Source organism: Streptomyces smyrnaeus (assembly GCF_017676345.1).
GTDB classification, from domain to species: Bacteria; Actinomycetota; Actinomycetes; order Streptomycetales; family Streptomycetaceae; genus Streptomyces; species Streptomyces smyrnaeus.
Window position 1 is genome coordinate 56,590 of the sequence record NZ_JAFFZM010000013.1, and the last position, 12,896, is coordinate 69,485.

At 70.1% G+C, this 12,896-nt stretch carries 13 protein-coding genes; 4 read left to right on the plus strand and 9 right to left on the minus strand.

Annotated elements, in window-relative coordinates:
* The first annotated feature begins 47 nt into the window (after window positions 1–47).
* A complete protein-coding gene (locus tag JW613_RS21265; RefSeq protein ID WP_245226061.1) occupies window positions 48–1,313 on the plus strand; it encodes a pyridoxal-dependent decarboxylase in 1,266 nt (421 codons plus the stop codon).
* A gap of 202 nt (window positions 1,314–1,515) precedes the next feature.
* On the opposite strand, the gene JW613_RS21270 is transcribed toward JW613_RS21265, so the two are convergent.
* The gene (locus tag JW613_RS21270) at window positions 1,516–2,400 is read right to left on the minus strand and encodes an MBL fold metallo-hydrolase (protein WP_209212447.1); all 885 of its coding nucleotides are present in this window, start codon (window positions 2,398–2,400) and stop codon (window positions 1,516–1,518) included.
* 129 nt (window positions 2,401–2,529) lie between these two features.
* Between JW613_RS21270 and JW613_RS21275 the strand changes: the two genes are divergently transcribed.
* Window positions 2,530–2,958: a MarR family winged helix-turn-helix transcriptional regulator gene (locus JW613_RS21275; protein ID WP_209212448.1), complete on the plus strand. Its 429-nt coding sequence runs from the start codon at window positions 2,530–2,532 to the stop codon at window positions 2,956–2,958.
* 155 nt (window positions 2,959–3,113) lie between these two features.
* Here JW613_RS21275 and JW613_RS21280 read toward each other — a convergent pair whose 3' ends face one another.
* The 4 genes from JW613_RS21280 to JW613_RS21295 all read right to left on the minus strand — a co-directional run bounded on the left by JW613_RS21280 (window position 3,114) and on the right by JW613_RS21295 (window position 5,897).
* Complete coding sequence (locus JW613_RS21280) at window positions 3,114–3,785, minus strand: DUF5701 family protein (protein ID WP_209212449.1); 672 nt, start codon at window positions 3,783–3,785, stop codon at window positions 3,114–3,116.
* A 157-nt stretch (window positions 3,786–3,942) separates the two neighbouring features.
* Window positions 3,943–4,836 carry a Vgb family protein gene (locus tag JW613_RS21285; protein ID WP_209212450.1) on the minus strand — a complete coding sequence of 298 codons (894 nt, stop codon included), beginning with the start codon at window positions 4,834–4,836 and terminating at the stop codon, window positions 3,943–3,945.
* Window positions 4,833–5,474 (minus strand): CatB-related O-acetyltransferase, encoded by a 642-nt coding sequence (locus JW613_RS21290; protein ID WP_209212451.1) that lies wholly within the window; start codon window positions 5,472–5,474, stop codon window positions 4,833–4,835. Before JW613_RS21290 ends, JW613_RS21285 begins: the two co-directional genes overlap by 4 nt.
* A 75-nt stretch (window positions 5,475–5,549) precedes the next feature.
* A complete protein-coding gene (locus tag JW613_RS21295; protein ID WP_209212452.1) occupies window positions 5,550–5,897 on the minus strand; it encodes a nuclear transport factor 2 family protein in 348 nt (115 codons plus the stop codon).
* Between the two features lie 124 nt (window positions 5,898–6,021).
* Between JW613_RS21295 and JW613_RS21300 the strand changes: the two genes are divergently transcribed.
* The gene (locus JW613_RS21300) at window positions 6,022–8,841 is read left to right on the plus strand and encodes an ATP-binding protein (protein ID WP_307865979.1); all 2,820 of its coding nucleotides are present in this window, start codon (window positions 6,022–6,024) and stop codon (window positions 8,839–8,841) included.
* Window positions 8,842–9,031: 190 nt separating this feature from the next.
* Here JW613_RS21300 and JW613_RS21305 read toward each other — a convergent pair whose 3' ends face one another.
* The 3 genes from JW613_RS21305 to JW613_RS36435 form a co-directional block, all read right to left on the minus strand.
* Entirely contained in the window at window positions 9,032–10,117 is a 1,086-nt protein-coding gene (locus tag JW613_RS21305) for an FAD-dependent oxidoreductase (RefSeq protein WP_209212454.1), read from the minus strand.
* Between the two features lie 84 nt (window positions 10,118–10,201).
* Entirely contained in the window at window positions 10,202–10,642 is a 441-nt protein-coding gene (locus JW613_RS21310; protein WP_209212455.1) for a MarR family winged helix-turn-helix transcriptional regulator, read from the minus strand.
* 351 nt (window positions 10,643–10,993) lie between these two features.
* Complete coding sequence (locus JW613_RS36435; RefSeq protein ID WP_280635205.1) at window positions 10,994–11,119, minus strand: hypothetical protein; 126 nt, start codon at window positions 11,117–11,119, stop codon at window positions 10,994–10,996.
* A 116-nt stretch (window positions 11,120–11,235) separates the two neighbouring features.
* Between JW613_RS36435 and JW613_RS21315 the strand changes: the two genes are divergently transcribed.
* Window positions 11,236–11,862: a hypothetical protein gene (locus JW613_RS21315; protein ID WP_209212456.1), complete on the plus strand. Its 627-nt coding sequence runs from the start codon at window positions 11,236–11,238 to the stop codon at window positions 11,860–11,862.
* Window positions 11,863–11,915: 53 nt separating this feature from the next.
* Here JW613_RS21315 and JW613_RS21320 read toward each other — a convergent pair whose 3' ends face one another.
* Window positions 11,916–12,857, minus strand: a complete 942-nt coding sequence (locus JW613_RS21320) for a hypothetical protein (protein WP_209212457.1) — start codon at window positions 12,855–12,857, stop codon at window positions 11,916–11,918.
* Between the last annotated feature and the right edge of the window lie 39 nt (window positions 12,858–12,896).

The window sequence follows — 12,896 nt, forward strand, 5'->3', positions numbered from 1 at the left end:
TCCGGCCCTGCATTCCGCGATCCGGCGCTGACCCGAGGAACCTGAAGTTGAGCGTACTGTCGCACTCGAACCTGAGTATCGGCGAGAAGCCCTGTCCCGTCGACGAGACCGCGTCGGCGCTGCTGGAGGTGTCCCGACAGCTGTCGCAAGCGAGGGAGAACCACCTGGGCTTCCCCGGCAACATGGCCTTCGACGACTCCGACAGCGGGCATCTGCTGGCTGCTCTCACCAACAACGTCGGCGACCCCGACAGCGAGGACGCCTCGGGGGTCCACACCAAGGACTTCGAGCGGGAGGTCATCGCCTGGTTCACCGAGCTGGCCCAGGGCGATCCGGTCACCACGTACGGATATGTGACCACCGGTGGCAGCGAAGGCGTCACTTTCGGGCTGTACGTGGGACGCCAGCAGTTCGAGCACGCGCCTCTGTACGCCTCCTCGCAGGCGCATTACAGCGTGCGCAAAGCGGCCGAACTGCTGCGGATGCGACTGGTCTCCGTGCCCTGCGGGCCGGACGGGACCATGGACGCGGAGGCGCTGGGCGCACTGTGCCGGGCCCAACGCCGTGAGGACGCCGCGGCCGGACGCTCGCCCCGGGGCGCGGTGGTGCTCGCCACGGCCGGGACGACCATGGGTGGAGCGTACGACGACGTCCCGGCGCTCCGGGAGGCAGCCGGCGCGGCGGGGCCCTGCTATGTGCACAGCGACGCGGCGCTGGGCGGCGTCGTGGCGGCCTTCAGTTCTCCGCGGCCCCCCTGGAACTTCCGGGACGGCGCGGACAGCGTCTCGGTGAGCGGTCACAAGTTTCTCGGCGCCCCCGTGCCGTGCGGCATCGTGCTGGCCCGGCGGAGTCTGCTGCCGAGCTCTCCGGTGGGCGAGTATGTGGGCGCCCGTGACCACACGTTGGCCTGCTCCCGCAGTGGGCTGGCTGCTGTGCTGCTGTGGAAGCGGCTGCGCCAGTTGGGCACCTCGGGGTTGCGCTGTCTGGTGCACCGCTGCCAGGACACCGCCGAGTACGCGAAGGTGTCGCTGGCCGCCGTGGGGGCGCGCCCGCAGCGGCAGCCGCACGCGCTTGCGGTCACGTTCGACCGGCCACCGGAGGAGGTGCGCCGACGCTGGCGTCTTACGGTCGAGGGGCAGCGGGCGCAGTTGATCGCCATGCCGCACGTGACGCGCCGCGTTGTCGACGAGTTGTGCGCGGATTGGTTGCCGGCGGGTGAGCGGCTGCCCTTACCGCCCCGCCGGGTGGTCGCGGCACGGCACGAGCCTGCCCACCGGTCCGAATCTGCCGCGGGGCAGTACGGGAAGAGTTGAGCCCGATCGCCGAGACGCCCCGGCAGGTGTGGTGGCCTGCCGCCCGGGAACGGCGGCCTCGCGCCCGACGGCACGTGCGTGCGGCCGGCGGAGGCCGTCGCCGCCATGCGGGCGCGTCGTCGACAGCCGTTACATGGAGGCATGGGCGCGGTGATGCGGCACGTCGCCCGGTTCAGTGGCGGAGCCACCAGGCGGTCGTCCCTTACCGTGCGTGGTCCAAGGGGTGCCAGGCGGCGCCGTCGCCGTCCCGCTCGACCTGCCCGAACACCACATCGGCGAAGTGGATACCGAAGCCGATCGTGTCGGGTTCCGCCAGCTCGTCGACGAGTTGGCTGCGGTGTGCGGCGGCCTGGACAGGGTCATGGTCGAAGGTGGTGGACCATTCGGGGTGGTCGACCTGGATCGGGGAGTGCAGGGCGTCTCCGAAGGCGATCAGCCGCTGCCCGCCCGCGGTGATCACGTACTCGGCGTGTCCGGGGGAGTGGCCGGCGGCGCTCCGCATCCGTACGCCGGGGAAGATCTCCTGGCTGTCCGCCACCGTGCGGATGTGCGGCGCCAGCCCGGTGACCTCCTTCGTCTCCAGCAGGTCACGCCGGGCCCACTCCGGTTCGGACACCAGATAGTCCGCGTGGGCGAATGCGGGCCGGCCGGTGCCAGGTGCGGGGTGCCAGGCCCAACCGGTGTGGTCGGGGTGCAGATGAGTAATGGCCACCGCCTCGATCTGCTCGGGCCCGCGGCCGAGTTCGGCCAGGCTGTCCAGGAGCGCGCCCCCGTGGATCGCGCCGCGCGGGCCGTCCGGTGCGGGCGGCCAGGACTGCGGCCCGAACCCCGCGTCGATCAGCAGTGCGCGGTCGCCGTTCTCCACCAGCAGGCCGCCGATGCTTGCTACAAGATTGCCGGACTCGTCCAGGTACTCCGGGTGGTCGGCCCACACCGTGCCATGGGCGGTGTCGGGGAGCAGATCGCGTGGTCGCAGCCGCACCGCCCCGTCGGGCACGTAGGACACTCTCGTGTCGCCCAGCTGCAGCGAACGGATCCCAGCCGGCCGCCGCAGCCGCTCAGTCCGGTCGATCGCCGAGTACGTCATGGTCCATCTCTCCTTCTGCAGGTGGGTCGTTGCCGGGTTCCTCGGAGCGTCGGGACGACCATAAGCATCAAGTTAGAACTATGCAAGCTCAAAATATTCTCGCTTGATGGACTTGCTAGGATGGGATCCATGACGACGCCCCCGGAGCCGCCCGCCATCGCCGAGCGCGAGCTGTGCGGGCTGGTGAACGGATTGGCCCAGCGCATCGCCGACCACGTACGTCAACGCGCCGTCACCCTCGGCTTCACCGCCGCCCAGGCCACCGCGCTTCGGGAAATGACCGGACCGATGACCATGCGCGAGCTCGCCGAACGCATGAGCTGCGAGCCCTCCAACGCCACCTTCGTCATCGACAAGCTCGAAAAGCAGGGCCTGGTCGAGCGCCGCGCTCACCCCACCGATCGCCGCGCCAAGCACCTGGTCCTCACCCCGCAAGGCGGCTCCGCCCGCGAGCAGCTCCTCGAACTCCTCGCCCAGGACTCTCCACTGGCCGGCCTCAGCCCCGAACAGCAGCGCGCCCTTCAGGGCCTCCTGGAGCAAGCAGTCGCCCGTCCGTGACCAACGCCGGCCAAGAGGCCAACCCGGCCGCAGGGCTGCGGCGAACCGCGGGGCGAGCAGGTCGACGTCGGACGCCGACCTGCCGGATGCGCCGACGCCGCAGGCACCCCGGCGGCGCGGCGCGTACCTCTCCGTCGGGCCACTCCGGTGACCCGCTACGAAACACCCGCTGAGGATGACCCCCGGCGGTCACCGGCCGAGGCCATGCCGAGCCAGGTGTGCGGGTTGCGTTCCCAGCACCAGCCGAGTTTGGGGGCGTGCTGGCTGATCCAGATCGCCGGGACACGGCGGTCGCCGGAACGGGAGCCGCCGAGGGAGAAGCACTTGTTCTTGACCAGGATCTCGGGGGAGTGCGTGATCATCGCGATCCCCTCCTCGATGGTGAGCAGGGTCCGGCCCCTGGCGGCGATGGTGTCCATGGCGTCGTTGGGCACCGCGCCGCAGAACTCCTCGCCGCGTTCGATGTCGAACAGGAGGTAGGCCGACTGGTTCGGGAGCTCGGTCTCCTTGGTGGCGACGAAGCGTTCGAGCGCGCCGGGTTCGAAGGAGCGGTCGACGAACCCGGGCTTGGTCTTTCCGGCCAGGGTGGTGCGCGGCATCATCTGCTCGATCGCGACGAGGTGCCGGGTGACCACCAGCAGGAACGGCAGCCGACCGGTGTCCGGCTCGTAGGTGTCTTGCCGGTCGGTGACGAGTTCACGCAGGGGCGCGACCTCAGCGGTGAACTGTTCCTCCGTCAGACCGGCCATCGCCGGGTAGTCCCGCTCGATGAGATTTCGGACCTGTCGGTCGAACTCGGTACCAGAGTCGATGGCGGTGCTTGTCAAGGTGGGTCCTCTCGGATCGCTCGGTCGATGAGCAGCAGTACAGGGGCAGGGTCCGGTACACGGGCAGGGAGTCACTGCGCGGGCACGGACCGGGTTCCGGGACGTGGCCGTTCGAACAGGTCGTCGATCAGGTAGACGTCATGGGCAGAGAGAGGGGTCAGGCGCGGTGCCGCTGTCGGGTGAGGCGCGCGAGGGCACCGCTTTCCAGCGCCGTCCACACGGCACCGTCCGGCCCGAGGGTGATGCCGTGCGGCTCCGAGCCGGCTGCGGACAGGTCGTGCACCTCGATCACGCCGTCGACGGTGACGGAGCCGACGCGGTTGCCTCCCCACTCGGTGAACCACAGGGCACCGTCGGTGCCCGGAGTGATGGCATGGGGTCTACCGGCCGGGTCGGGCAACGAGAACTCGGTCACCTGCCCGTCGACGGTGATCCTGCCGATCTGCCCGGTGGCGATCGCCACGAACCACAGTGCGCCGTCTTGAGCCGTGGTGATGCCGACCGGGGCTGCTGCCGGGGTGGGCAGCGGATGAACGGCGATCGTTCCGTCGGTGCCGATCCGCCCGATGGCGTTGGCCTGATTCATGGTGAACCACATCCCCCCGTCGAGTCCGGCACTGATCGCGGAGGGGAACGCACCGGTGACCGGGAGCGCGAATTCGGTGACCTTCCCGTCGGTGGTGATGCGGCCGATACGGTCGGCGGCGGTCTGGGTGAACCACAGTGCGCCGTCGGGCCCGGCGGCGATGCCGTACGGTCCACAATCGGGGGTGGGCAGGGGGAACTCGGTGACGTGCCCGGCAGTGCTGATCCGCCCGACGTGGTGCGCCTTGTAAGCGGTGAACCAGAGCGCCCCGTCGGGCCCGGTGGTGATGATCGTGGGCCCGCACTCCGGATCGAGCTGGTGGTATGTGGCCTCCCGGCCGGGGACCAGCCGGCCGATCCGGCCATCGCGGACCATGGTGAACCACAGCGCGCCGTCCGGCCCGGTGGTGAGCGCGTACGGCCCGCCGTCCGCCACCGGGTACTTGTGTAGCGATACCTGGGTCACAGCGTGCTCCCCAATCCGTGCCGGCCGGCGATGCGTTCGATGTCGGCCGGGCTGCCGGCCATGAGGGTGCGGGCGTGCTCGGTGACCAACTCCACCGGCCAGTCCCACCAGGCCGCGCGGCGCAGTCGCGCGATGTCGGCGTCGTCGAAGCGCTGCCGGATCGGGCGGGCCGGGTTGCCGCCGACGATCGTGTAGGGCGGCACATCGCCGGTGACCACCGCGCCCGTGGCGACGATCGCGCCGTCGCCGATCCGCACCCCCGGCATGACGGTGGCCCGGTAGCCGAACCAGACATCGTTACCGACCACGGTGTCACCCCGGTTGGGCATACCGGTGACGATGTCCAGGGTCCGCTCGGCCCACTCACCACCGAACATGGTGAACGGGAAGGTGGTGACGCCCATCGTCGGATGCTCGGCACCGGCCATCAGGAACCGGGTTTCCGCGGCGATGGCGCAGTATCGGCCGATGATCAGCTTCTCCGGCCCGTAGGCGTAGAGCACGTTGCGGTGCTCGAACCGGGTCGCGCCGTCCGGGTCGTCGTAGTACGAGTACTCGCCCACCACGATCTTCGGCGAGCTGACCAGCGGCTTGAGGAACACCACCCGCTCATGCTCGGGAAGCGGGTGCTGGGTCATCGGATCAGGTGGCACGTACAACTCCAGAGGTGAAGGGATGTTCGCCGCGGCTCGGCCGGCCGAGCCGTGGAACCGTCAGTCGAGGAAGCCGTAGACCCGGCACAGCCGAGACTGCTCGGCGACCAGGACGGCCAGCCCGATGATCACTGGTGGGCCGTCGACCGGCCCCAGCTCCCAGGCGAGACGCGCCGCATGGTGGTGGCCGTCGACGTGCCCTGCCGCTCGGTACACCAGGCCGGGAAACTGCTGCTGGGCCGTTGCCACGGCCGCGTCGATGGCGTCGCGGCCCTCGGCTGCCACGACCGGGTCGACATAGCGGGCGTCGTCGGTCCACAGCTCCTCGATGAGCGCCCGCCGCCTGGCCGGGGCACGCTCGTTCCAGCTCGCCAGGTACCGCCTGGCCAGCTCCTGGATGTCGGACATGATCGGTCTCCTCGGCCGTCGTGCGCTGTGGTCAGCACGCTACGGCGGCGGACGGGGACGCCGAATCCGTCACCTGCCGGTAGTCGACCAGGGAGTTTGTGGCCGACTTAAGTACGATCGTCGGGTGTTGCACGGACGGGGTGAAGAGATATCGGTCATCGACCGATTGCTGGCGGACTGCCGGACCGGTCGCAGCGGGTGCTTGACGATCACCGGGGAGCCCGGCGTGGGCAAGACCGCACTGCTGGAATACGCGGCGTCGGCGGCCGAGGGGCTGCGAGTCATGCGCAGCACCGGAATCGAGTCCGAAGCGCACCTGCCGTTCGCCGGTCTGCACCTGCTGCTGCGGCCCGCTCTCGACCGCATCGATGCGCTGCCCGCACCGCAGGCACGAGCCCTGCGGGGGGCGTTCGGACTCGCACCAGCCGAACCGGGCGACCGTATGCTCGTCGGTATCGCCCTCCTCTCCCTCCTCGCCGAGTTCGCCGACCAGGGCCCCCTCCTGTGCCTCGTCGACGACGCCCAATGGCTGGACCGGGCATCGGTCGAGGCCTTGCTGTTCGCCGCGCGGCGGCTCGACGCCGAAGGCATCGCGCTGATCGTCGCCGCCCGGACCGGTTTCGCCGCGCCCGGACTCGCCCAGCTACCGCTGACCGGGCTGGATGCCCCCGCCGCCGCCGAACTCCTCGCCGAGCACGCCGCCGCACTGTCGCCCGTCGACCGGTACCGGGTGCTGGCCGAAGCCCAGGGCAACCCGCTCGCTCTCCTCGAACTGCCGGCCGCCCTGGCTGCCGACCCGACGGTCCTCGCCGGTCAGGCTCTGCCCATGACCGGCACGGTCCAGGCGGCCTTCCTCGACCAGGTGCGGCGGCTGCCCGAGCCGAGCCGGCACCTGCTGCTCGTCGCGGCCGCCGAGGACACCGGCGACCGCGATGTCGTCCTGCGCGCGGCCGCCGACCTCGGTTGCCGACCGACGGACCTGGTGCCTGCAGAGGAGGCCGACCTGCTGCGGGTGGACAACAGCACCGTGCGCTTCCGCCATCCCCTCGTCCGGTCGGCCGTCTACCAGGCGGCCCCGATCAGCCTGCGTCTTGTGGTGCACACCGCCCTCGCCGAGGTCCTCGACCAGCCGGAGGACGCCGACCGGCGCGCCTGGCACCGCGCCGTGGTGGCCACGGGCCCTGACGCGCAGGTGGCCGCGGAACTGGAGAGCACCGCACAGCGCGCCGCCGCGCGAAGCGGATACGCCGCGGCGGCAGCCGCCTACGAGCGGGCCGCACAGCTGACCTCGCCCGGCCCCGACCACGCCCGCCGACTCGTGCTGGCCGCCGAAGCGGCCGCCGAGGAAGGCGATGTCGAACGCATGGCAGAACTCGCCCGTCGCGGCGCCGCGCACGCCGACGACCTGGCCCTGACCGTCCGCGCCAACCGGATCCGCGCCGCCGCCGCGTTCCACCACGGTTCGCTGCGCACGGCCTGCCGGCTGCTGGCCGAGGCTGCCGCGCTCACCCGGGACGACGACCCGTCGCTGGCCGCTCACATGATGCTCGACGCGGTGCACGCCGCCTGGTACCTCGGCGAACGCGAGATCGCGGAGACCGCAGACCAGCTGGACGCCCTGCCGTTGCCGCCCGAGGACCCGCTCACCCACGTCGCCCACCTGCTGACCTGGGTCGTGCGCTCCGCGATCGGACAAGGTGACCGCCGACCGCAAAACCTCACCCGACTCATCGCCGCCGCCCGACGGACCGGATTCGGCGGACCGCACGACACCATCCTGGTCGGTGCCACCAGTCTCCAGGCCGCCGGCCACGACACCGAGGCACACCAGGTCGCCGGCGAACTCCTTGCCCGCTGCCGCACCCTGGGACAGCTCGGTCGGACGGCGCCGGTGCTGGCGTGTCTCGCCCGGGCGTCGACCTTCCTCAGCCGCCACTCCGACGCCTGGGACGAGGCGACCCAGGCGCTGCAGCTCGCACGAGAGCTCCGGCACCGGCAGTGGATCGCCGAGACCACCGGCATACTGGCCTACCTGGCAGCGGTGAGCGGGGATGCGCAAGACTGCCACGCCTTCGCGGACGAAGCGCTCACCGCACCGGAACCCGGCGTCACCGCACCCGGCACGCCCTGGGCACACTGGGCGCTGGCCCTGCTCGAGCTGGGCCACTCCCGCTGGGAGGCCGCCCTCAACCGGCTGGCAACCCTGCACGCCGGACCGGTACGACATCAGCTTCCCGGTCTACGCAGCATCCCCGACCTGATCGAGGCAGCGGTACGGCTCGGCCGACCGGCTGACGCCCGCGAGCCCCTTGCCCGGCTCGACGACTGGGCACGCCAAACCGAGCAGCCATGGATCGACGCGCACGTGCACCGCTGCCGAGCCCTGCTCGCACCGGAAGCCGACGCCGAGGAGCTGTACCGGGCGGCCCTGCGGCTGCACCCCGACGACAGACAGTTCGAACGCGCCCGCACCGCGCTGCTCTACGGCGAATGGCTGCGCCGTATGCGCCGCAAGTCCGATGCCAGGGGCCAACTCCGCGACGCCCACGAGACGTTCCGGAGACTGGGCGCCACCCCCTGGGCGCAGCGGGCGCGCGCCGAACTCGACGCGACCGGCGAAGTCGCCCCGCGGCCCGAGGCCGCAGACGGAGCACTGGCCGTACTCACCCCGCAAGAGGGGAAGATCATCCGGCTGGCCGCACGCGGATTGTCCAACCGCGACATCGCCGCACAGCTGTTCCTCAGTCCCCGCACCGTCGGATACCACCTCTACAAAGCTTTCCCCAAACTCGGTGTCACCGCCCGGGCCGAACTCGCCGCCCTCGACCTCCTGGACACCGTCGAGCACCGTCCGCACCCCGGAGCCGTTCCACCTTCCTCAGCCCCCTCCCAAGAACGTGCCCACCAGCAGGCGCGTTCGCCCAACCTGACGAAGCACCATTGAGAGGCCCTCACGGAAGCTTCTGATCATGTGGCCTTCGGCTTGGGGGTGTTGGTTCGTGGCCTGCTGGCGGAACCTGGCTGCCTGGAAACAAGATCGGTGCGTGGAACCAACTGCACCTGATGCTGGACAAGACCCCGGCCGTGGCCGGCGCGTCGGTCGGTAGAACCTCAGACACATCCAGTTGCGGTGGTCAGTGCGGTTCGAAGTCCGGGTAGTAGGCCGCGGCTGCGGTTGCGGTGTCGATGTTCCGTGGGAAGAGCGCGGCTTCATAGGCGCGGATAGCCGCGTCGATGTCCTCGGGCTGTTCGGCGATGGCGGTGCCGAGCTGCCCTGCGTCGAAGAGCGCCCAGTTCGCCCCTTCGCCGTCCGGCGGTGCCAGGTGGGCCGCGTCCCCGATGAGTGTGACCCCAGGTACATGTTCCCAGCGGTGTCCGATCGGTAGCCCGTACAAGGGGCGGAAGATCGGCGGGATGTCGCTGTCCGCGATCAGGGCGACGAGTTCCGGCGCCCACCCCTCGAACATCGCCGCGACCGTTCGGGCGGCCGCAGGCCCGTCATGGAAGTCGATGCCGTCGAACCAGTCGAGCGGCTGGTCGAACATGGCGTAGGAGTGCAGGGTGTCCGCGCGCTCGCGCTGCACGCCGAGACCTGTGCCGGTCGTTTCGTCGTAGGCGGTCATCGACCCGCCGCCGACCAGCGCCAGGGTGGCAGGGTGTCGGGTGTTGCTCTCATACAGGTACGTCTCGACCATCGAGCGTCCGGCGTAGGCGGGCGTGGCATCGGAGAGCAGCGGTCGGACCTTCGACCAGGCGCCGTCCGCGCCGACGAGGATGTCGGTGACAATCGTCGCTCCGTTGGCGAAGGTCACTTCGTGACGACCGTCCCGGAGGGTCCGAACGTGCTGAGTCTTGTGGCCCCAGACGACCGTGCCGGCAGGCAGGGATTCCAGCAGCAACTGTCGGAGCTCGCCACGCTGCACCTCGGGGCGGCCTCCGGCGGGGTCATCGGGCTGATCCGCCAGGACGGTGCCGTCAGGTGCCACGTCGCGGGATGCCTGGCGACCTTCGAGAACGAGGGATCGGAAGCCGTCCATCAGACCGGTGGCACGTATCCCGTGCTGTCCGTTGTAGTCGTGGATGTCGAGCATGCCGCCTTGGCCCCGGGCCTGAGCAGACGCCTCCGCCTCGTACACCGTGGACGGTATTCCTTGAACCGCCAGGGTCCGTGCCAGTGTCAGTCCCGCAAGTCCGGCACCGAGGATCGTGATCTGAGTCATACATGTGTTCCTTACTGCCGGCGGACGGACCGGCGGTCCTGCCCGCAGAGGGTTCCGGCCGCCGCGCGGAGCAGCAGGGCCGGGTCAGGGGGAGCTGGTTGGCTCGATCCGGGAGGCGAGCTGTTCCAGGAACTCGTAGAGCTGGGCCTGTTCTGCGGCGCCCAGCGGCGCGAGAATCGACTCTTCGACGCGGTCCATGGCCTCTTCGAAACCCTGGATCAGTTCGGAGCCCGCCGGGGTGACATGCACCCGGCGGCTGCGCGTGTCATCCTCCTGCGTCTGGCGTTCCACGAGTCCGCGCCGCTCGAGTCCGGCCAGGAGCCGCGAGACGCTCGGCGCGCTGGTGCGCATGGCCCGCGCGACGTCACGCTGAATGGCATCCGGGCTCTTCGACAGGTACGCCAACACGGCGCTCTGCTCGTGAGTGAGGCCGCGTTCCCGTATCCAGTCGTCAGCGATGCGTCGCTGCCCCCACACAACCCACCGCATCAGCTCCAACGTGCTTTCCCGCTTCGATCCGCCCATAGTTAACACGCTAACTGTTGCAGGGCTAACAATCAAGCTTCCTTGGGCTTCGCCCCACTGCGGAAGGTCGAGAACGGCCGGACGGCGCCCGAGCAACACCGGGGACCTTGGCCCGCTTCTGTGAGGGCCTCCAAGTCACCCGCTGCGCGACAGACGTGCGGGTCTCCCGATGCGGCGCCCCCACTTGGGACTCGGCGTCGGAAGCACAGCAAGAGATCAGCTCGTCCAAGGAGACCGCCGTGCTGCACCACGAGCTCCGGGCCGCCCGCCAAGCCGCCTTCCTCACCAGGGCCGCGCGCCGCTCCGTACGGAGATCACCACGCTGGCCGGCCGGGCGCGGATCCCGCTGCCTCAGGCCGACGGGGAGACGGCCCCGCCCCCGACGCCGACGACGGCAATCAACGCTCCGAGATGGGGAGCGAGCGCGCACAGCGCCGTGGCCACGGCGCACGTCGCGGTGCCCAGCAGGATCGGCATTCGCCGTCCGTAGCGGTCGGAGAGCGGAACAGGGCTGCGAACCGCACCTACTCCTGTCGGCGTGGCACGCCATCATGTGTGCAGGGCGAGGGACAACCGGAGACGAGGGTGACACGATGCTCGCTGAGGAGTACGGCTACCAGGTGTCCGACAGACGGGCCGCGGAGTTCCCCGGCGTCATGGAACTTCTTCGGAGCGGGCGACGAAAGAGCCTTCAGCGCGGAGCTGCGGGAGTCGCGGTTCTGGCGTGCGTCGGCGTGTTATGGATGTTCCCGGGAACGCACCTGTTCCTTTTCGCAGGTGCCTTTTTACTCGCTCCGTACGTCCTGACCGTGTTGTGGGTAGTCATTACTGATGCTGGCTGGCCTGGTGCGGCGGAGCTGATGCGTCTCGCCCGGCAACACCCCTTCCAGGTGTGGCCGTGTCAGGCTGAGGAAGACAGCAAAAGGTGGAACACCAAGCGACTCCTGCTCCTGGCTCCCGACGGCAAAGTGGCGCGGGAGTTCCGTACGAAGATGCCCGACAGCGTGTGGCACGGAATGACCGATGGCCGGGGTGTTCTGTGGATCGCCGGAGACCTGCGCTTCAATTGCCTTGTTGCCACGCCGGGGGCCGACAGCGTATGGGCAGCACGGGCGATCCCGCCCGAGGCGCAGCCGCCCCGCTCCTCCCACCTCAACGCGGTGGAGGACGAACTGCTCCGCGCCGCGACGCAGGAAGCTTTCCGTTATTGGCTTCTCTGAATGCCCTGCACCCGCCAACACCCACCGACAGTGGATCGGCCCGGGGGAGGGGGTCAGGCCCACTCCCATCCGATACCGAGGATGCCGGGCCCTGCCGGGTGCCGGACCAGATGGACCGTACGGCTTTCTCCTCGTAGCGTCAGCTCCTGCGTCGCGCTCGGCCGCGCTCCGGCAGACGTACGCGCGAAGCTGCGGCAGCGGACGGGCAGCTGCGCCGCGTCGAAGCCGACCTGGAGCACGTACTGGCCACCGCCGAAGCTGAAGCCGCGTACATACTCATGGCTGACGCCTCCCGTACCGTCCTCGAAGGCGTAGCCGAAGACGTAGGTCTCTCCCGACCGCAGCCGGGTGTCGAAAAGCAACTCCGTCACCACGAGCTGGGCGCTCGTGCTCCAGCGGACGCGTCCTACCCGGCAGTTCTCACCCGCCCGCACCCGGACCCGCTCCGGCGCGCAGCCCGGGTCGCCGTGATGGATGGCGAGGTAGCGGTCGACGCCGTCGCGGTGGGCGCGGACGGCCTGCTGGGAGGAGCGGGAGAGCAACTCGCGGCACGCCCCGATCCGGACACGCTCCCAGTGGTCGAGGGTGTGCAGCCCTCCGTCGAGCGGCGAGCCCAGTTGTGCCAGCAGCGTCCGCAGCACGTCGGAGCGTTCGAACAGCGTCTGGTACGAGCGTGAAGCGGGCCGGTCCTGGATTCCGTCATCGGTCCGGGCGAGCAGCCGCAGCAGCGACTCGGCGGGCAGTTCGAGTATGTCCTCAAGCGCACGTACGGCACTCAGCGACTCGGGGCGGCGCGGGCGGCGTGCGCCCTGTTGCCAGTAGCTGAGGCTGGTGACACCGACATTGATGCCGCGCAGCGCGAGCCGGTGGCGCACACGGTGCAGCGCGAGGCCGCGCGCCTCGATCGCAGCGCGCAGGGCGAGGTGAAAGGGGCCGGTGTGCAGCACTCGTTCGAGTTCGCCGGAGGTGCCGGAGTCCGCGGAGTGAACGTTCACAGCCGAAGCACCGCCCTTCCATCCCTCGCCAGCCCGTGA

What these genes read in the sequence shown, in the direction of transcription:
- JW613_RS21270 (WP_209212447.1), bottom strand. Translation starts at nt 2,400, where the DNA reads ATGACGTACTCGGCGATCGACCGGACTGAGCGGCTGCGGCGGCCGGCT.
- JW613_RS21275 (WP_209212448.1), top strand. Translation starts at nt 2,530, where the DNA reads ATGACGACGCCCCCGGAGCCGCCCGCCATCGCCGAGCGCGAGCTGTGC.
- JW613_RS21290 (WP_209212451.1), bottom strand. Translation starts at nt 5,474, where the DNA reads ATGACCCAGCACCCGCTTCCCGAGCATGAGCGGGTGGTGTTCCTCAAG.
- JW613_RS21295 (WP_209212452.1), bottom strand. Translation starts at nt 5,897, where the DNA reads ATGTCCGACATCCAGGAGCTGGCCAGGCGGTACCTGGCGAGCTGGAAC.
- JW613_RS21305 (WP_209212454.1), bottom strand. Translation starts at nt 10,117, where the DNA reads ATGACTCAGATCACGATCCTCGGTGCCGGACTTGCGGGACTGACACTG.
- JW613_RS21310 (WP_209212455.1), bottom strand. Translation starts at nt 10,642, where the DNA reads ATGGGCGGATCGAAGCGGGAAAGCACGTTGGAGCTGATGCGGTGGGTT.
- JW613_RS36435 (WP_280635205.1), bottom strand. Translation starts at nt 11,119, where the DNA reads ATGCCGATCCTGCTGGGCACCGCGACGTGCGCCGTGGCCACGGCGCTG.
- JW613_RS21315 (WP_209212456.1), top strand. Translation starts at nt 11,236, where the DNA reads ATGCTCGCTGAGGAGTACGGCTACCAGGTGTCCGACAGACGGGCCGCG.